The following is a 17,487-nucleotide window of genomic DNA, read 5'->3' on the forward strand; positions in this document are numbered from 1 at the left end:
CTGGAGCGGGCGATGAGATTCGAACTCACGACCCCAACCTTGGCAAGGTTGTGCTCTACCCCTGAGCTACGCCCGCATCGGCGAAGCGGGGAGATACCCCCTTTCGCCCGGCTTTGCAAGCCCGCTTTCGTGCGGGCCCGGCGCTGCGCGCCTCGGCCCGGTGCCTGCGCCCCCGAGAGGCGCCATCCGGGGATGTGACCCCTAAGCGCTTGCCCGAGCCATGGATCGAAGGCTATTAGCCTTTCCCTACCCAAGACTTAACGTCCGCAAGGCTGAACGCCCGGAAGATCACCCCACAGGAGGACCGCCATGGCCGAAACCGGCAGCAATCAAGGCGCCGAGCAAGGCGCTGGGGAAGCGGCCCTGCCGACCTCACCGGAGGCGCTGCTGGCGCGCCTGGAGGGACTCGGCATCACGGCCCGGACGGTGTCCCACCCGCCGGTCTACACCGTGGAGCAGGCCAAGGCCCTGCGCGGCGAGCTGCCGGGCGCCCACATCAAGAACCTCTTCCTGCGCAACAAGAAGGGGGCGATGTGGCTGCTGACCTGCCTGGAGGACCGGGACATCGACCTGAAATCCCTGGGCCAGAGGCTGGAGGCCGGGCGCTTTTCCTTCGGCAGCGCTGAGCGGCTTATGACCTACCTGGGGGTCCTGCCCGGCTCGGTCACGCCCTTTGCCGTGATCAACGACAGCCAACAGGCCGTCACCATGGTGCTGGACAGCGGCGTGATGGCGCACGACCTCGTCAACTGCCATCCTCTGATGAATGACCGCACCACGGCCATCAGCCCGGACGATCTGCTGCGCTTCCTGGAGGCGGAGAACCACAACCCCCAGATGCTCGATATGGACTGATCGATGCGGACCGGCGCCGGCGGCCGGTCTGCGGAGCGGCGCGGCGGTGAAGGCCCGGGAGGGAAGCCTTGGGCGGGCTGCGACAGCGGGTGGGCTTGCTTCGGCAGCCGAAAGCCGCCATTTATGGTGATGAGGAGCAGGCGGTCCACTGCTGGCCAGGCAGAACGCCTCGGGTGTGGCGCCTGAACGGTCTTCTCTCGGCCCTCGCTCTGGGCCCTAGTCGGCAGGCAATCCGGTTCATGGCGCGCGAAATCAACAGAAAGCAGACGGAAGACGAGATATGGAACCGATAATCGGTGGCGACGGCGCGGGCCTGGGCATGGCAGGCGGCGCCGCTGAGGATGTGATCAAGGACGGCTCTCAGCAGACCTTCGCCCAGGACGTCATCGAGGCCTCCATGTCGGTGCCGGTGATCGTGGACTTCTGGGCGCCCTGGTGCGGCCCCTGCAAGCAGCTTGGCCCCCAGCTGGAAGCCGCCGTGCAGGCCGCGCGCGGGGCCGTGCGCATGGTGAAGATCAACATCGACGAGAACCAGCAGCTCGCCGCGCAGCTGCGCATCCAGTCCATTCCCACGGTCTACGCCTTCTTTCAGGGCCAGCCGGTGGACGGGTTCCAGGGCGCGCAGCCGGAAAGCGAGGTCAAGGCCTTCGTCGACCGTCTGCGCAAGGCCGGCGAGGCCGGGCGCGGCCCGAGCCCGATCGAGCAGGCCATCGAGCAGGCCCAGGCCGCGCTCGAAGCCGGCGATGCCGGGGCTGCCTCCGCCCTGTTCTCCCAGGTGCTGCAGCACGAACCGGAAAACCCCGAGGCGCTGGCCGGCCTGATCGGCTGTTATCTGGCCGGCGGCGACACCGAGACCGCCCAGGAGATGTTCGACGGCCTGACCGAGGAGCTGCACCAGCACCCGGCCTTCGCCTCCGTCGCCGCCCAGCTGAACCTGCAGGCCCAGGCCGGCGACGCCGGAGAAGTTCCCAAGCTCATGGAACAGGTCGCGGCCAATCACAACGACCATCAGGCGCGCTTCGACCTCGCCCTGGCCCTGCACGCAAGCGGCCAGAAGCAGGCTGCGGCCGATGAACTGCTGGAAATCGTGCGCCGCCAGCGTAGTTGGAAGGACGAGGAAGCGCGCAAGCAGCTGCTGACCTTTTTCGAGGCCTGGGGGCCGACCGACCCGCTGACCATCGATACACGGCGCCGCCTGTCCTCGCTGCTGTTCTCCTGACCCGCAGGTCCTTTCCTTCAGGTACCATGAGCCGAACCGCTTTCGATCCCAGTTACGATGATCTGCCGAGGGTGCTGCCGATCTTCCCTCTCGGCGGGGTGCTGCTGCTGCCCGGCGGCCGCCTGCCGCTCAACATCTTCGAGCCGCGCTACCTGGCGATGTTCGACGATGCCCTGGCCTCCAACCGCATGATCGGGATGGTGCAGCCCGTCGAGAACGGCGAAAGCCAAGATGTGCCGAAGGTCTATGAAACGGGCTGCGCCGGCCGCATCACCTCGTTCAACGAGACCGACGACGGCCGCTATCTGGTGACGCTCTCCGGCCTCATCCGCTTCGATCTCGTCCGCGAACTGCCGGGGGACAGCTACCGGCTGGTGGAGCCGAACTACGAGCGCTTCCGCAACGACATGAGCGAGGACACCGGCACCATCGACCGCGACCGCCTGGTCGAAGTCTTGAGCGCCTACTTCGAAGCCAATTCCATCGAGGGCGACTGGGAGGCGATCGAACAGACCGGCGACGAACGCCTGGTCACCTCGCTGGCCATGATCTGCCCGCTGGGGGCGCCGGAGAAGCAGGCCCTGCTGGAAGCCATGACCCTGACCGAGCGTGCCGAGACCCTGACCGCGATCATGGAGATGGCGACTCACGGCAGCGGCGACGGCGAGAGCGAAACCAAACACCACTGAGCGCGGGCACGGGCGCCTGCAAGGCCCGAGACCCGCAAGATCCGAGAAACGCCATGAGCCAGAACACCGTCGACCCCAAGCTGCTGGAGATCCTGGTCTGCCCGCTGACCAAGGCGCCGCTGGACTATGACGCCGAGGCGCAGGAGCTGATCAGCCGCCAGGCGCGGCTGGCCTATCCCATTCGCGACGGCATCCCGATCATGCTGGTCGACGAAGCGCGGCGCCTGGACGACTGAGTCCCTATGTAAAGCAGGTACCCGGGCAAGACAGGTGAACGCAAAATGACGGTGAAAGAGGAAAACCAGCAGGACTTCGGCAGCGCCCACTGGCCTGAAGAGATCCGCTATGTCTCGGAAGACAAAGCCCTGGTGATCCGCTTCGACAGCGGCGAGACCTTCACCTTTCCCGCCGAGTTCCTGCGCATCGAAAGCCCTTCGGCCGAAGTGCAGGGTCATGGACCCGGCCAGAAGCAGATCGTACCCGGGCGCCGCCATGTCGGTATCATGGCGATCGAACCGGTGGGCAACTACGCCGTGCGCATCAAGTTCGACGACCTGCACGACACCGGCATCTTTTCCTGGCAGTACCTGCACAAGCTGGGCCGCGAACAGGACAGCCTCTGGCAGGCCTATCTCGACAACCTCGCGGCAAAAGGCCTCAGCCGCGACCCCTGAAGCGCCCCGGCGCTTAGCCCCCGACGCTCAGCCCCCGGCGCTCAGCCCCCGCTCGGGACCCGCTGCCTGCCTGACTGGAGGGTGGCGGCATCGCCGGCGGCCGCCGCGCGAACCTCGGAAAGAAAGCGCTCGAACACCCGCGCCGTAGCGCGATTGAGCGAGACCACCGCGGCCTCGACGCTGTCGTTTTCCGCCGGCTCTTCCGCTACGTAGCTGTCGACCACCAGCAGACGGCCGTCGGCCAGGCGCAGCAATGCCAGTTCGATTTCGACGATGACCCGCGGCGGCCCACCGCCGAGCAGCCGCTCGAGACGCCTGGCCTTGCCGCTGACTTGGTAATCGGCGCGGATCCGCATGTCGGGCGTCACCACCAGTCCGGCCACGCCGCTGCGCCGCAGATAGGCGACCATCTGGTCCTGCAGCATACGCGGCGGCGCGTCGTTCCAATAGTGATAGTGGTGCTGCTGCAGCTCGAAGGACTGGCCGCTTTCGCTGTACAGCAGCGGGCGCTCGCGCAGCAGCCCGTCGGCCTGCAGAAGCTCGACCGCCATGACGCCGGACAGCGGCGCCTCCTGTGCACTTTGCGCCGGCGTCGGCACGAGGAGCCGGTAGTAGTGGTCGCGCGGCACCGGGGGCGCGGCACCGAGGCAACCGGCCAGCAAAGGCGCAATCAAGAGCGCGGGCAGAAGCTTCGCCGTTGCTCCTTTCATCATCCGCTCCATCAGTTGTCCCTCCGGATCGGCCCCGAGGGCGCGGTCGTTTCGACGTTGACCTCCTGCGGCGGCGAGCCACCCAGCAACAGCCCGGGGTTCTGCCGGATCAGGCGACTGAACTCGTTCATGTTGCGGGTCGTGCCGGCCAGGTTGTGGTTGATGGTATCGATGTTCTGGGCGATGGAACGCAGGATGTAGCGGGTGTCGTCCAGCGAGTCGTTGACGTTGGCCTCGTTGCTTTCGACGACCTGCTGCAGATCGGTGACGATGCCGTCAAGCTGCCCGAGGGTATGTTGCACTGCTGCGGTGATCTCGACGAAGTTCTGCGACACGGTTTCGATGTTCTCGACCGTGTGATTGATCCCCGCGACGTTGCGCTCGGAAAGCAGGGCCTGTACCGATGCAAGCGTGGCATTCAGCCGCTCGCTGAAGATCCGCAGTTCGTTCGTGATCGCCGGCACGTCGCCGCGGGCGCCGGCGGCGGCGGTGTTCAGGGAGCCCAGCAAGGGGGCCACGTCGCTGTCGATCAGCCGGTTGGCATTGACCGCCAATTCGCCCAGCCGGGCGAGCAGCGGTTGCAGACCTTCGCGGGAGAGCACACCGACCTCGCCAGCGATATCGGCCATGGCCGCAAACATGTCGGCGCTCGGCGCGGAGGCGATCTGCGCACCGGGAGACAGGCTGGTGGGGGACTCGCCCCGCGTGATCTCCACCGTCTTGGCGGCCAGGAACTTAGAGCTGTGAATGCGGGCCACGCTGTCGGCTGGAATGACCCAGCCCTTTTGAACGGAGACATCGAGATGAAAGGCCATCGCGCCATCCACGGCAACCGGTTCGATGGCCTCGACCTGGCCGACGGGAAAGCCCTCGTAACGGACCTGGGTTCCGAACTTCACATCGGCCACGTTGTCGAACACGATCGTGTAACGGTCGCGCGGCCCCGCACCCCCGCTGAGCGCGATCATGGCAGCGACCGCAGCCACCAGCATCGCGATCACAAAGCCGCCGACCAGGGCGTAATTCAGTCCTTGGTGTCGCATGGTCTTCAAGAGACTCCTGAGTCTTCGCTGTGCAGTACCGGGGCCAGCGGCGCCTCTCCGGTGAGTCGCCGGAGATAGGACCGGGCGTCGACTTCCGTCTCCTCGGAGCGCCGGTTCAGCAGGTTTTGAATGCGCGGATTTTCGGACCGCCGAACGCCGGCCACGTCGTCGACCAGAAGAATGCGGCCCTGGTCGAGCACGGTGATGCGGTCGGCGATCTTGAAGGCGCTTTCCAGTTCGTGGGTGACCACGACGATGGTCATGTTCATGGCATCGCGCAGTTTCAGAATGAGATCGTCGAGCGCCGAGGAGACCACGGGATCGAGGCCGGCCGAGGGCTCGTCGAAGAACAGCAGCGCCGGGTCCATCACAATGGCCCGCGCCACGGCCGCGCGCTTCAGCATGCCGCCGGAAAGCTCCGCCGGCATCATTGCCTCGGCCTCCGCCAGGTTGACCACCTCCAGCTTGAGGCGGGCCATGATCTCCATAGTCTTGCGGTCAAGCTGCGTGTGCTCCTGCAAGGGCAGCATCACGTTCTCGAGAACCGTCATGGAACTGAAGAGCGCCCCGCCCTGAAAGGCGACGCCGAGCTTGCGGCGCAGGCGCATCATCTCCATGGCGCGGGCCCGGGTGATGTCGAGACCGAGCAGTTCGACGCGCCCCGCCGTCGGTCGCGTAAGCCCGACAAGATGGCGCAGCAGGGTCGACTTGCCGGAGCCGCTGCCGCCCATAATCACCATGATCTCCCCCGGCGACACGGTGAGCCCGATATCGTGCAGCACCTGCCGTTCGCCGTAGTGCGCCTGCAGGTTCTCCACCTCAACCACTGGCGCGGCGGCAGCCTGCGTCTGCAGATGTTCCGAGGCTCTTGTGTCGCTGCGATCCGTCATGGCGCTACCCGCTGGTGACCACGAAGGCGAAGATCATGTCGACCATGATGATGGCAGCGATGGAGTGAACCACCGCCCGTGTCGTCCGCCGCCCGACCCCCTCGGCGCCGCCATCGGCCAGCGCACCGTTCACCGCCGAGACCAGCGCAACCACAGCAGCGAAGAGCACGCTCTTGCCGAGGCCGTGGGCGAGATCGTTCACCGAGAGCGCGGCGAGGACGTCGGCGTGGTAGGCCGCCAGGGAGATTTCCAGGCTCGCCGTCACCATGAGGCCCGCAGCCGTCAGCGCGACGATGTTGGCCCACATAGTCAGGACGGGAACCATGATCATCATCGCAAAGAGCGAGGGAGCAACGAGGAACCGCACCGGCGAGATGCCGATGACGCGCAACGCGTCGACTTCCTGATTGATCGTCATGGTGCTGAATCGCGCCGCAAGCGCCGAGCCGGAGCGGCCAGCGATCAGAATTCCGATGATCAGCGGCGCGAATTCCCGCACCACCGAAAGGGCGATGCCGATGGTGGCAAAGGATTCGGCACCGAAGAGGCCGAGGCTGTAGAGGCTCTGGATCGCCAGCATCATGCCGATGGTCGCGGCGAGCACCGTGGCGATCGGCAGCGCCTCGATACCGATCTGCATCATCTGCGCGAAGACCGCGGGCAGGCGCACCGGCTGACGCCGCGCCGGGCCGGCAAAGGCCCAGAACAGCGACTCGGCGAAGAGCGCGCCGGCGAAGCCCACCTCCTCGACGCCGCGCACGACGCCCCGCCCGATGCCTTCGGCAAACCGCAGCATGGCGCGCGCCTAACCGGCCGCCTTCAAGGCGGTATCGATGTCGGGATGGATGGTGAAGACCTGGTCGAGGCGGGCCAGCTCGAAGACGCGCAGCGCCTGAGGACTGACCGCGACCAGGCCGAAGGCAGTGCCGCCCTTGCCCGCGCTCTGCAAGGCCTCCACCAGACTTGCGATCCCCGAGCTGTCGATGTAGCTGACCTGCGACAGGTCGACCAGCAGGTCGCGGCCCCGCGCCACGCAGTCCAGCAGGATGCGGCGCACATGGGGCGCGCGGTCGAGGTCGATCTCCCCGCCCAGTTCGACAACCGTCTTGCCGCTCTCTTCGCGGATCGTCTGACTCATCTTGTTATGCCCTTTTCTTGGTCATCAGCAGAACGTTGCCGACACCGCCGGGGGCGGGGGCAAAGTCTGCGCTGTCCATCAGTTCCTGAATGAAGTGAATGCCGAGGCCGCCGGGCCGCAGGTCGCCGAGGTCGCGCGGTTTCCAGGCCGCCGGATCGATGGCCTGACCGAAGTCGGTCACGCGCAGGATCAGCCCCTCCGGGCCGTGCAGCATGGCGACGACGATGCTGCCCTCGGCACAGCCGGCATAGGCGTGCAGGATCGCGTTCTGACAGGCTTCGCCGACAGCCAGAACGATGTCCTGGACGGTCTGTTCGTCAAAGCCGCAGTAGCGGGCCGCGCTGCGCACGCTGTCGCGCACCATGACCATGCGGTCGGCACGCGCCGGAAAATGCAGCTCCAGCAGGCTCTCCGTGCCAGCGCCCGAGATCCTCTGCGCCGTCATTCCGTTTTCCGCGGCTGACCTGCCGCGGCCTCCGAACCGGCGTCGGCCTGGGTTCCATCGGCCTGGACCGCATCGGCTTGAACCCAGGAGTCGTCGATGGCGAGGACCGTCAGGTCGTCGCGGACCTCCCAGCCCTCGTCCTGCTCCAGGTTCTGCAACAGGGTCTCGAGGCGCCGGGCGAGCGGGGCCTCGGAGAGGGATTCGATGAGCTGAATCAGGCCGTCGACGCCCAGTTCCTCGCCGCTGACGTAGCGGTACTCCGTCAGGCCGTCGGTGAAGACGTAAAGTTCTCCGCCGCCGAGGTCGATGTGCTCTTCCGAGAGCTGCATGGACGGCAGAATGCCGAGCGGCGGCGCCGAGGCGGGAAAGGCGGTGTAGCTGCGGTCGCGGCCGCGCAGCAGCGGCGGCTGATGGCCGGCGTTGGCCAGGCAGATCGTTCCGCTGCCGGTCTGATAGTGGCCGGCCACCATGGTCACGAACATGCCCCGCGTCGCGGTCTCGCAAAGTTCGGCGTTGATCGCCTCCAGGAGCTTCGCGGGCCGGTCGATGCGCTTGCCGAGACAGCGGAAGAGACTGATGGCCTTGGCCATCAGCAGGGCTGCGTTCATGCCCTTGCCGGAAACATCGCCCAGCGCGAAGGCAATGCGTCCGTCGTCGAGACGGTAGAAGTCGAAGAAGTCGCCGGAAACCTTGCGCGCCGGCCGGTTGACGCCCCAGATCGGCAGATGGCCCGGCGCGCAGTCCGGCTGCAGGCTCTGCTGCAGATCCGCTGCCGTCGCGATGCTGTCGCCGACGCGCAGCTGCTCGATCAGGCGCTCGCGCAGGGCAGCGTTTTCGAGCGCAAGCTTCGCCAGGCCCGTTACGACCCTGTCGAACTCAGCCTGCGCCGGCGCAGCGGCCGGGGGCCCTGAGGTCCGAGCCGCGGGAGCACCGCCAACCGTCATGAGCCGTGCCAGGGCGCCCGGACAGGCAGCCTCCAGCACCGCCGGCGCATCTTCGGCGCCGGCCAGGCGGTTGCTCAGGTCTGCGAGAAACGTCAGGCGATCGGAGAGGTCGCCGCCGATTTCATCGGGCGCCTTGCGGTATTGCTGATCCGACATCGGCTTACTGCGTCCGGCTCCCCCACGCGCTGCGTCGCCGGCCATTCTATTGGCGAAAGGTTAACCTTCCCTTTGGTGAGGCCTTCAGACCGGCTTCCCAGCACGGCCCCTCGCCGGGCAGCCTTTGTCATCTCCGCCATGGGCGAAGTCGCGGGCGGACAAGAAGGTCCCTCCTGCGCTGGCAAGCTTTGCGATGCGAGATCCCAAAGCAGCGGAGCGACGGCCATGGCACCCGACGGGCAGACGACGCAGGACGCAGACCGCAGACATGAGAGCACGACGGCCGGACTGGATCTGCGCGCCTTGCGGGCCTATCGCCTAGCGCGGGTCCGGGCCGAACTGCGGCGCCACGACTATGCGGGCGCCCTGCTCTACGACCCCATGAACATCCGCTATGCCTGCGACAGCCGCAACATGGCGGTCTGGTGCCTGCACAATCCCGTGCGTTACTGCTTCGTCGCAACCGAGGGGCCGGTTGTGATTTTCGACTTCCACAACTGCGAACACCTCTCCGCAGACATCGAGGTGATCGACGAGGTGCGCCCGGCCACCTCGTGGTTCTACTTCGAGGCCGGCCAGCGCTCGGAGGAACTGGCTGGAGCCTGGGCAGCGGAGCTGGCCGACCTGGTGACCCGCTACGGCGGCGGCAACCGGCGCCTGGCCGTCGACAAGTGCGATCCCTTCGGCGTCGCCGCCCTGCAGGCCCACAACATCACGCTGCACGACGGCCAGGAGGTGATGGAGCTGGCCCGGGTGATCAAGGGACCGGAGGAGCTGCAGGCCATGCGCACCTCTGTCGCGGTCTGCCAGATGGCGATGGCGGAGATGCACCGCCAGCTCACGCCGGGCATGACGGAAAACCAGCTCTGGGCGATCCTCAATCAGGTGAACGCCGCCAACGGCGGCGAATGGATCGAGACCCGCCTGCTGGCCGCCGGCGGGCGCACCAATCCCTGGTTCCGCGAATGCGGCGACTACGCCATACAGGCCGGCAACATCGTCAGCTTCGACACCGACATGATCGGCCCCTACAGCTACTGCTCCGACATCTCCCGCACCTTCCTCTGCGGCGACGGCCGGGCGAGCGACGAACAGCGGCGGCTCTATCAGCTCGCCTGGGAGCAGATCAACACCAACACCGCGCTGCTGAAGCCGGGCCTCAGCTTCCGCGAGCTTTCCGAGACCGCCTGGAAGCTGCCGGCCTCCTGCGCCGCCAACCGTTACTCCGTCGTGGTGCACGGGGTCGGGCTCTGCGACGAGTATCCCGCGGTGCGTTATCAGCGCGACTTCGAGAAGGCCGGCTACGACGGCGTCTTCGAGGAGAACATGACCGTCTGCGTCGAAAGCTACATCGGCGAGGAGGGCGGCCATGAGGGCGTGAAGCTGGAGCAGCAGGTGCTGATCACGTCGGACGGTGCCGAACTGCTCTCCGACTTCCCGTTCGAGGAGCGCCTGCTGCTGCGGGAGGTGTGACCACTAAAGCCGCTACGCATTTACGCGTTGGACAGCGCGCAAAAGTTGATTGAGACGCCTGCGATGACGACACTACTTGATTGATTCATATAATTTGATCAATCTTAGCGAGTATTTCTCTTTTAGAATGCGCGTGGTACATTCGCGCTATGGTTTTCCATCGTCAGTGTCTGGTCGTTTCCCCTTATCCCGAATCCATCGTTCGGTCGATCCAAGCAACAGGTGACAAGCCCTTCGTATCCGATCGCATTGAGGGAGAACCTGACTGGGTTATCTGCTTCGGGCACCAGCGGATTATCCGCGAGCCTGAACTGACAGTGTTCAAGGACCGGATCGTCAACCTGCACATTTCCTACCTGCCTTGGGGCCGCGGCACGGATCCGAACCTCTGGGCCTGGGTGAACGGTGAGCCTCACGGGGTGACCTTGCACTACGTCGACGCCGGCATCGATACCGGGGACATAATCGCCCAGCGGCTTGTGGACATGGACGAGAGCGAAACGCTCCGCTCATCCTACGACAAGCTTCAAGTAGCTGCTGCTGCGCTGTTTCGCGACGCTTGGCCCGCGTTGCGCAACGGTCGTGCGCCGAGGACACAACAGTCCGGTGAGGGATCCTCTTACCGGCTGCGCGATCGCGACAGGATTGCGCTGCCGCAGGGCTGGGATACCCCAGTAAGCCAACTCAGGCGCCCGGAGTATCAGCGCCAAAGCCGTGCGGGCGCAAAAGACTTACAGGGGCGAACCCCGAACCCGCGCACAGATGCAGACACAGCCCAACGCGGATAGGATCTAAAACGAACCGGCGGCAATCATCGTGAGCCGACCGTCGCTGCGGTCACTCCACGCCCGTCCCGCACTTCTAAAGCGCTTCGCCCTTCAGCAGGCGCGGGAGCTCGCCCACCAGGCCCATGGCGTGGCGCATGAAAAAGCGCTTCAGCGGCGGCATGCGGTTCACCGCCGCCAGGCCCAGATCGCGCAGCAGGCGCACCGGCGGCAGGTCGTTGGAAAACAGCCGGTTCAGCGAGTCCGTCGCCGCGATCAGCGCCAGGGTGTCGAAACGCCGCCAGCGCTGGTAGCGCTCCAGCACCTGCGGATTGCCGATATCGAGGCCGAGGCGGCGGGCGTCGACGATGGACTCGGCCAGTGCCGCCACGTCGCGCAGGCCGAGGTTCAGCCCCTGGCCGGCGATGGGATGAATGCCGTGGGCGGCGTCGCCCACCAGGGCGAGGCGCTGGTCGATCATCCGCTCGGCGTGCAGCAGCGACAGCGGGTAGGACCAGGTCCTGGCCGACCACAGGCTGAGCCGCCCCAGCGAGTCGCCGAAGCGACGCTGCATCTCCGCAGCAAAGCCGGCGCGGTCGAGGGCCAGCATGGCCGGGGCCAGATCGCTGCGCTCCGTCCATACCAGCGACGAGCGGTGGACCATCAGGCCGGTTTCGTCCTCGGCATCGTTCATCGGCAGCAGGGCGAAGGGCCCGGCCGGCAGGAAGTGTTCGTGGGCGACGCCGTGGTGCGGGCGCTCGTGGGCCACGGTGGCGACGATCCCGGTCTGGGAATAGCCGACCTGGGTGACCCTGATACCGGCGTCCCGGCGCTGCGCAGAGCCGCGCCCGTCGGCCGCCACCAGCAGCCGCGCTGCAACCGCGGTACCGTCGCCGAGCCGCGCGGTGACCCCCTTGGGCCCACGCGCCACCTCGGTCAGTTCCGCCGGCGCCCGCAGGTCGAGGCTGTCGCGTTCGGCAGCCCGGGCCAGGCAGGCCCGGCGAATCACCGTGTTCTCGACGATATGCCCCAGGGGCGGGGCCGCCGCAGGGCTCGCGCCCCGCCCGGTCTCCTGGGCGACGTCGCCATGGCTGAAGTGCAGATGGAGAGCGGAAGCGCCGCCGCGGCGGGCAACCTCCGTGGGCTCCCCAACGGGCGACCCGTCCGAGATTCTGATGTCGAGGATCGGCGAGGCCGCAGCCGCCATACCCGACCAGAGACCGGTGACGGCCAGCGCCTGCTGGGAGCCGCGGGCAATGGCCGAGCCGCGGCCGTCGAAGGCTTCTTCCCGCATGGCCGCCGGGTCGAGCCGATCGACCACCATGACCGCGACGCCGGCCTTGGCCAGGGCCGCCGCCAGGGTCAGCCCGACCATGCCGCCGCCGGCAATCAGCACCTCGGTCTCAACTCGCTCCGCCATCGGCCCTCCGTTGGGCGGGACAGCGGCCAGTCGGCGGCGCCCGCCACAGTTCTTCTGCACTCCAGCTATCGCGCGGGCGCCCGCAATTGTCCAGGCGCCGCTTGTCGCAGGGCGCAATGGCGAGAGGGGTCTCGGGCCCGGATACAGAGCAAAGCCAGGATACGGGGCAAGGATGGGCCGGACGCCAGCGGCACGGCAATTCGCATGTGTACTGCCCAATTTTTAACCTGCGCTTCATAATTGCCTAAAAAATTGGCAGCAATGACGCGCCAGGGCCGCAAATCCCCGGCGCCGGCCTCGTCTCCACAGCGTCGGGAATCCGTCTGTTTTGCGCTGCAGCATCCACTTGGCACGCTTCTTGACTCCCTGAGGGCGGGCAGCCGCCGGTTTTCGGGTCGCCGGCCGCCGGGCCCCCTGTGCACCGAGGGGCCCCTGCAGGCGCGCTGCGGGAGAAGGGTGCGCGAGAGGAGAAGGGGACAGCCTGGTCATGAAAATGGTTATGGCCATCATCAAGCCGTTCAAGCTGGATGATGTGCGCGAAGCGCTCACAGGAATTGGCGTCGAGGGCCTGACGGTCAGCGAGGTCAAGGGCTACGGCCGGCAGAAGGGGCAGACCGAGATCTACCGTGGGGCGGAATACTCGGTGAACTTTCTTCCCAAGGTGAAAATCGAAGTCGCGGTCTCGGACGAGCTCGTCGGGCAAGTCGTCGAGACGATCCAGAGCTCCGCCAACACGGCGCGGATCGGCGACGGAAAAATCTTTGTCATGGACATTGGCCACGCCGTGCGCATCCGCACCGGCGAGACCAATGCCGAGGCGCTTTAAGTCAAGAAGGGATCGAAAGACATGGGAGTTCTGGGAAAAACCATAACGCGGACGGCGAGCCTGACGGGCCTCGCGGGCGCCGTGCTGCTGCTGGCGACGACGCCGGCCCGCGCGGAGGTCAGCGAAGAAACGGCCTTCGTCTTCAATACCTTTGCCTTCCTGGTGAGCGGCTTTCTGGTGATGTGGATGGCCGCCGGTTTCGCGATGCTGGAATCCGGCTTGGTGCGCACCAAGAACACGGCGACGATCTGCCTGAAGAACATCGCCCTCTATTCCATCGCCGGCATCATGTACTACGTGATCGGCTACAACCTGATGTACAGCGGCGTTGACGGCGGCTACTTCGGCTCCTTCGGCGGCTTCTACAACACCAGCGATGCCGAGAAAGCGCTGCTGGGCGCCGACGAGGCGACGCCGGAACTGATCGCCGCGGTGACCAGCAACGGCTATTCGGTGATGTCCGACTGGTTCTTCCAGATGGTCTTCGTCGCCACTGCTGCCTCCATCGTCTCCGGCACCCTGGCCGAGCGTATCAAGTTCTGGCCCTTCATGATCTTCGTTGTCGTGCTGACCGGCTTCCTCTACCCGATCCAGGGCTCCTGGACGTGGGGCGGCGGCTGGCTCGCCGAGCGCGGCTTCTCCGACTTCGCCGGTTCCACCATCGTCCACTCCGTGGGCGGCTGGGCGGCCCTGGTGGGTGCCATCATCCTGGGTCCGCGCAAGGGCAAGTACGGCGCCGACGGCTCCGTCCACCCGATGCCGGGCGCCAACCTGCCGCTGGCGACGCTGGGCACCTTCATCCTCTGGCTCGGCTGGTTCGGCTTCAACGGCGGCTCGCAGCTCGCCCTGGGCTCCGCCCTCGACGCCTCGGCCATGGCGATCGTCTATGTGAACACCAACCTGGCGGCGGCCGGCGGCGTGGTCGCGGCGATCATCCTGACCCAGTTGGTCTACAAGAAGATCGACCTGACCATGGCGCTGAACGGTGCGATTGCCGGCCTTGTGGCGATCACCGCCGGACCGGACCTGCAGAACCACTTCACGTCCCTCGTTGTCGGCGCCATCGGCGGTGCCCTGGTGGTCTTCGCGATCCCGCTCTTCGACAAGCTGAAGGTCGACGACGTGGTCGGCGCGATCTCCGCCCACCTGGTGGCCGGCATCTGGGGCACGCTTGCGGTCGGACTGTGGTTCGGTAACGGTGACTTCGTGACCCAGGTCATCGGCATTATCGCCATCGGCGCCTTCATGGTGATCACCAGCGCCATCGTCTGGCTGGCGCTGAAGTTCACCATCGGCCTCCGGGTCGACGAGGAAGGCGAGGAGATGGGCCTCGACAAGGCGGAACTGGGGATGGAGGCTTATCCCGAGTTCGGCCACGGCTCCCAGTCTCTGTAAGCCGGCCTCTGTAAGCCGGCCTCTGTAAGCCGGCCTCTGAAAGAGAGATTGAACGTGATTACTCAGGTGGTTGCATCGGCAAAAAGACCGGCTCTTCGCGGAGCCGCCCCTTGATGCGGATGTGATTTTCCTCTGCCAAACTGGCCCGGAAGCGCCGCTTCCGGGCCCTTTTTTTGCCCAAATCGCGCGGCAGGCTTTCTGCTATGGACTGGAATGCCGCCCCGCAGGAGCGGCAGCAGCGCTTGTGAGGGCGCGGCCGGGCCGTTAGAATCGTTTGCGTTTTGTACCACCTCCGGGAGGGCCGCCCGGACGATTACCTCCCGGGCCGCCGAAGACAACCGGGCGACAGCAGTCTCCGAATCCTGAGGACAGAAAGCACCTTGGCCGACCGCCGTTCGCTGCAAGCCTTTCATCCCTTCGCCAAGCTGAACAGCCTGCTGGACGGCATTGCCCCCGGCTGTGCACCCGGTAGCGAGCCCATTCTGCTGTCCATCGGCGAGCCGAAGAACCAGCCGCCGGCCTTCGTCGCCGAAGAGATCACCGCCGCGGCCGCAACCTGGTCGCGCTATCCGCCGCCGCGCGGGACGCAAGCCTACCGCACCGCCTGCGTCGACTGGCTGAACCGGCGCTTTGCCTTGCCGGAGGGGCTGATCGCCGAAGACCGCTCGATCCAGCCGCTGCCCGGCAGCCGCGAGGGGCTGTTCTTCGCCCTGCTGGCCGCTGCGCAAAACCACGATGCTGCGGCGCCGCCGGTGGTGCTGATCCCCAATCCCTTCTATCACGTCTATGCCGGCGCGGCGGTGGCGGCGGGGGCCGAGCCGGTCTTCGTGCCGGCCACGGCCGAAAACGGTTTCCTGCCGGACTTCGCGGCGCTGGACACAGCGACCCTGGACCGGGCCGTCTTCTGCTTCCTCTGCTCACCCTCCAACCCGCAAGGGGCCGCCGCCGACGTCGGGGCCCTGGGGCGCCTGATCGAGCTGGCGCGGCGTCACGACTTCATCGTCGCCTTCGACGAATGCTATGCCGAGATCTACGATCGCGATGCGCCGGCGGGCGCCCTGCAGGCCGCAGCGCTGACCGGCCGTGGCGAGGCGGCCTTGGACCGGGTGCTGGTGTTTCACTCGCTCTCCAAGCGCTCCTCCGCCCCCGGCCTGCGCTGCGGCTTTGCCGCCGGGTCGGCCAGGCTGATCGACGGCCTGGACATGGCGCTGAGGGTCGGCGGGGCCGGTGTGCCGCTGCCGATCCTGGCGGCCGGCACGCGTCTGTGGCGCGAGGAGAGCCATGTCGCGGCCAACCGCGCGTACTACCGGGAGAACTTCGCCATCGCCGAACGGCTGCTGGGCAACCGCTTCGGCTTCCGCAAGCCCGACGGCGGCTTCTTCCTCTGGCTCGACGTCGGCGACGGCGAAGCTGCCGCGGTCACGCTGTGGCGCGAGGCCGGGGTGCGGGTCGTCCCCGGCGCCTATGTCAGCGAGACCGATGCCTCCGGCGACAACCCGGGCCGGCCCTACATCCGCGTTGCCCTGGTCTATGACGCCGAGACCACGGAGAACGGCTTGAAGCGCATTGTCGACGTTCTGGCCCGGGACGGCGCGACGGCGCCCCACGCGGCCGCCGTCGGAGCAGGGAGCTAGGCCATGGTCCTGCGCCTCGGCAATGCCGGCGCCCGCGAGGCCCGCCCGCCGCTGCTGCCCAGCGGCACATCCGAGTTCTTCAAGAAGCGTGCGATCGAGTTCGCCGGCCTGCTGCTGGCGGTCTTCGCCTTCGCCGTCTTTCTGGCCTGCCTGACCTATCACCCGCAGGACCCCTCCTGGAACGATGCGGTCGGTCCCAGCACGGCCGCACCGGGTACCTTGGGGGCGGACAGCGTGGCGCCCGACGGAACGCTGGCGGTCCCCCTGGACAATGCGGCCGAAAGCGCAGTGGGCAATCCGGCAGGGGCTGCGACCGTGCGCAATCCGCTCGGGCTCTTCGGCTCCCACACCGCCGATCTCGTGATGCAGACCCTGGGCCTTGCCGGTCTGCTGGCGCCGCTGGTTCTTTTCGCCTGGGGCTGGCGCCTGATCCGCGAGCGTCACCTGCCCGGCCGCTGGTGGTGGCGTCTGGCGGCCTATCCCGCCGGGCTCATTCTTCTGGCCATGGCGCTGGAATCGCTGCCGCGCCCGGCCTCCTGGCCGCTGGACAACAAGCTGGGCGGCTTCGTCGGCGACCTGACGCTGACCGAACTCGGCCTCTTTCTCGGCATGCCCTTCTGGACCCTGGCGCTGGCCGCCTTCGTGCTGGGCGTCTCGGCCCTGGCCTTCGCCCTCGGCCTGACGCGCGAGGAATGGCGGGTGCTGGGCGGCGGCGTGGCCTGGGTCTTCGGCGGGGCCAGCCGCGGCCTGCGGCGCGCCGTGCAGCGCCAGCCGCGCGCGGAACCGGGCGAGGCCCGCGCGCTCAGGCGCAAGGCCGAGCGCCAATCTGGGCGCCATCGCGTCGAGCCGCGCCTGGACGAAGACGACTTCGATCCGGAAGAGACGGAAACCGCCGAAGCCGCCTACGAGGAGGCGGCCTTCGACGAGGAAGAAGAGGCGGAACTGGTCGCGCCCAAGCCGCGCCGCGCCCGCCCCGGCAAGCGCGCCAAGGCCGCCGTACAGGGCCGCTTCGACCTCGGCGCCACCGGCGCCTACGAGACGCCGCCGCTGAACCTGCTGGACCTGCCGCGCGACGTCGGCAAGAGCCAGGCCCTAAACCGCGACTCCCTGGAAAAGAACGCCCGCATCCTGGAGACCGTGCTGGAGGACTTCGGCGTGCGCGGCGAGATCGTGAAGGTGCGCCCCGGCCCGGTGGTCACCCGCTACGACCTG

The 17,487-nt window shown here is 67.0% G+C and carries 19 protein-coding genes and 1 tRNA gene; 11 read left to right on the forward strand and 9 right to left on the reverse strand.

Features of this window, described 5'->3' with window-relative positions; genetic code table 11:
* Position 1: 1 nt before the first annotated feature.
* A tRNA-Gly gene (locus Q0982_RS07190) sits at positions 2–76 on the reverse strand.
* A 233-nt stretch (positions 77–309) separates the two neighbouring features.
* On the opposite strand from Q0982_RS07190, the gene Q0982_RS07195 reads away from it, so the two are divergent.
* From Q0982_RS07195 to Q0982_RS07215, 5 genes are all read left to right on the forward strand, one after another.
* Positions 310–855 (forward strand): prolyl-tRNA synthetase associated domain-containing protein, encoded by a 546-nt coding sequence (locus tag Q0982_RS07195; RefSeq protein ID WP_299393560.1) that lies wholly within the window; start codon positions 310–312, stop codon positions 853–855.
* 280 nt (positions 856–1,135) lie between these two features.
* Positions 1,136–2,074, forward strand: coding sequence for a thioredoxin (trxA, locus tag Q0982_RS07200; RefSeq protein WP_299393561.1), 939 nt, complete (start codon positions 1,136–1,138; stop codon positions 2,072–2,074).
* Between the two features lie 26 nt (positions 2,075–2,100).
* Entirely contained in the window at positions 2,101–2,763 is a 663-nt protein-coding gene (locus tag Q0982_RS07205) for an LON peptidase substrate-binding domain-containing protein (RefSeq protein WP_299393562.1), read from the forward strand.
* A 53-nt stretch (positions 2,764–2,816) separates the two neighbouring features.
* Complete coding sequence (locus Q0982_RS07210; protein WP_299393563.1) at positions 2,817–2,999, forward strand: Trm112 family protein; 183 nt, start codon at positions 2,817–2,819, stop codon at positions 2,997–2,999.
* Between the two features lie 45 nt (positions 3,000–3,044).
* On the forward strand, positions 3,045–3,437 hold the full coding sequence (locus Q0982_RS07215; RefSeq protein ID WP_299393566.1) for a DUF971 domain-containing protein: 393 nt from the start codon (positions 3,045–3,047) through the stop codon (positions 3,435–3,437).
* 41 nt (positions 3,438–3,478) lie between these two features.
* Here Q0982_RS07215 and Q0982_RS07220 read toward each other — a convergent pair whose 3' ends face one another.
* The 7 genes from Q0982_RS07220 to Q0982_RS07250 are packed head-to-tail and all read right to left on the reverse strand — an operon-like array spanning position 3,479 to position 8,763.
* Positions 3,479–4,147 carry an ABC-type transport auxiliary lipoprotein family protein gene (locus Q0982_RS07220; RefSeq protein WP_299393569.1) on the reverse strand — a complete coding sequence of 223 codons (669 nt, stop codon included), beginning with the start codon at positions 4,145–4,147 and terminating at the stop codon, positions 3,479–3,481.
* A gap of 11 nt (positions 4,148–4,158) precedes the next feature.
* Complete coding sequence (locus Q0982_RS07225) at positions 4,159–5,190, reverse strand: MlaD family protein (protein WP_299393570.1); 1,032 nt, start codon at positions 5,188–5,190, stop codon at positions 4,159–4,161.
* Between the two features lie 5 nt (positions 5,191–5,195).
* Positions 5,196–6,080 (reverse strand): ABC transporter ATP-binding protein, encoded by an 885-nt coding sequence (locus tag Q0982_RS07230; protein WP_299393573.1) that lies wholly within the window; start codon positions 6,078–6,080, stop codon positions 5,196–5,198.
* A 4-nt stretch (positions 6,081–6,084) separates the two neighbouring features.
* On the reverse strand, positions 6,085–6,876 hold the full coding sequence (locus tag Q0982_RS07235) for an ABC transporter permease (RefSeq protein WP_299393576.1): 792 nt from the start codon (positions 6,874–6,876) through the stop codon (positions 6,085–6,087).
* Positions 6,877–6,885: 9 nt separating this feature from the next.
* Positions 6,886–7,218 carry an STAS domain-containing protein gene (locus tag Q0982_RS07240; protein ID WP_299393578.1) on the reverse strand — a complete coding sequence of 111 codons (333 nt, stop codon included), beginning with the start codon at positions 7,216–7,218 and terminating at the stop codon, positions 6,886–6,888.
* Between the two features lie 4 nt (positions 7,219–7,222).
* Positions 7,223–7,663 (reverse strand): ATP-binding protein, encoded by a 441-nt coding sequence (locus Q0982_RS07245; protein WP_299393581.1) that lies wholly within the window; start codon positions 7,661–7,663, stop codon positions 7,223–7,225.
* Positions 7,660–8,763, reverse strand: coding sequence for a PP2C family protein-serine/threonine phosphatase (locus Q0982_RS07250; protein WP_299393582.1), 1,104 nt, complete (start codon positions 8,761–8,763; stop codon positions 7,660–7,662). Before Q0982_RS07250 ends, Q0982_RS07245 begins: the two co-directional genes overlap by 4 nt.
* Before the next feature lie 225 nt (positions 8,764–8,988).
* On the opposite strand from Q0982_RS07250, the gene Q0982_RS07255 reads away from it, so the two are divergent.
* Together Q0982_RS07255 and Q0982_RS07260 are read left to right on the forward strand one after the other, a co-directional pair.
* The gene (locus Q0982_RS07255; protein ID WP_299393584.1) at positions 8,989–10,236 is read left to right on the forward strand and encodes a Xaa-Pro peptidase family protein; all 1,248 of its coding nucleotides are present in this window, start codon (positions 8,989–8,991) and stop codon (positions 10,234–10,236) included.
* A gap of 149 nt (positions 10,237–10,385) precedes the next feature.
* Positions 10,386–11,024 (forward strand): formyltransferase family protein, encoded by a 639-nt coding sequence (locus Q0982_RS07260; protein WP_299393585.1) that lies wholly within the window; start codon positions 10,386–10,388, stop codon positions 11,022–11,024.
* A 73-nt stretch (positions 11,025–11,097) separates the two neighbouring features.
* Here the strand turns inward: Q0982_RS07260 and Q0982_RS07265 are convergent, their stop codons facing one another.
* Entirely contained in the window at positions 11,098–12,420 is a 1,323-nt protein-coding gene (locus Q0982_RS07265; RefSeq protein WP_299393588.1) for a UbiH/UbiF/VisC/COQ6 family ubiquinone biosynthesis hydroxylase, read from the reverse strand.
* Between the two features lie 487 nt (positions 12,421–12,907).
* On the opposite strand from Q0982_RS07265, the gene Q0982_RS07270 reads away from it, so the two are divergent.
* The 4 genes from Q0982_RS07270 to Q0982_RS07285 form a co-directional block, all read left to right on the forward strand.
* Entirely contained in the window at positions 12,908–13,246 is a 339-nt protein-coding gene (locus tag Q0982_RS07270) for a P-II family nitrogen regulator (RefSeq protein WP_299393590.1), read from the forward strand.
* Between the two features lie 21 nt (positions 13,247–13,267).
* Positions 13,268–14,641: an ammonium transporter gene (amt, locus tag Q0982_RS07275; RefSeq protein WP_299393592.1), complete on the forward strand. Its 1,374-nt coding sequence runs from the start codon at positions 13,268–13,270 to the stop codon at positions 14,639–14,641.
* 380 nt (positions 14,642–15,021) lie between these two features.
* The gene (locus tag Q0982_RS07280) at positions 15,022–16,275 is read left to right on the forward strand and encodes an aminotransferase class I/II-fold pyridoxal phosphate-dependent enzyme (RefSeq protein WP_299393595.1); all 1,254 of its coding nucleotides are present in this window, start codon (positions 15,022–15,024) and stop codon (positions 16,273–16,275) included.
* Positions 16,276–16,278: 3 nt separating this feature from the next.
* Positions 16,279–17,487: DNA translocase FtsK 4TM domain-containing protein (locus tag Q0982_RS07285; RefSeq protein WP_299393598.1), on the forward strand; the 1,209-nt coding region annotated here is incomplete at its 3' end.

Origin of the sequence: Pelagibius sp., from assembly GCF_028281305.1 — a bacterium.
GTDB lineage: Bacteria > Pseudomonadota > Alphaproteobacteria > Kiloniellales > Kiloniellaceae > Pelagibius.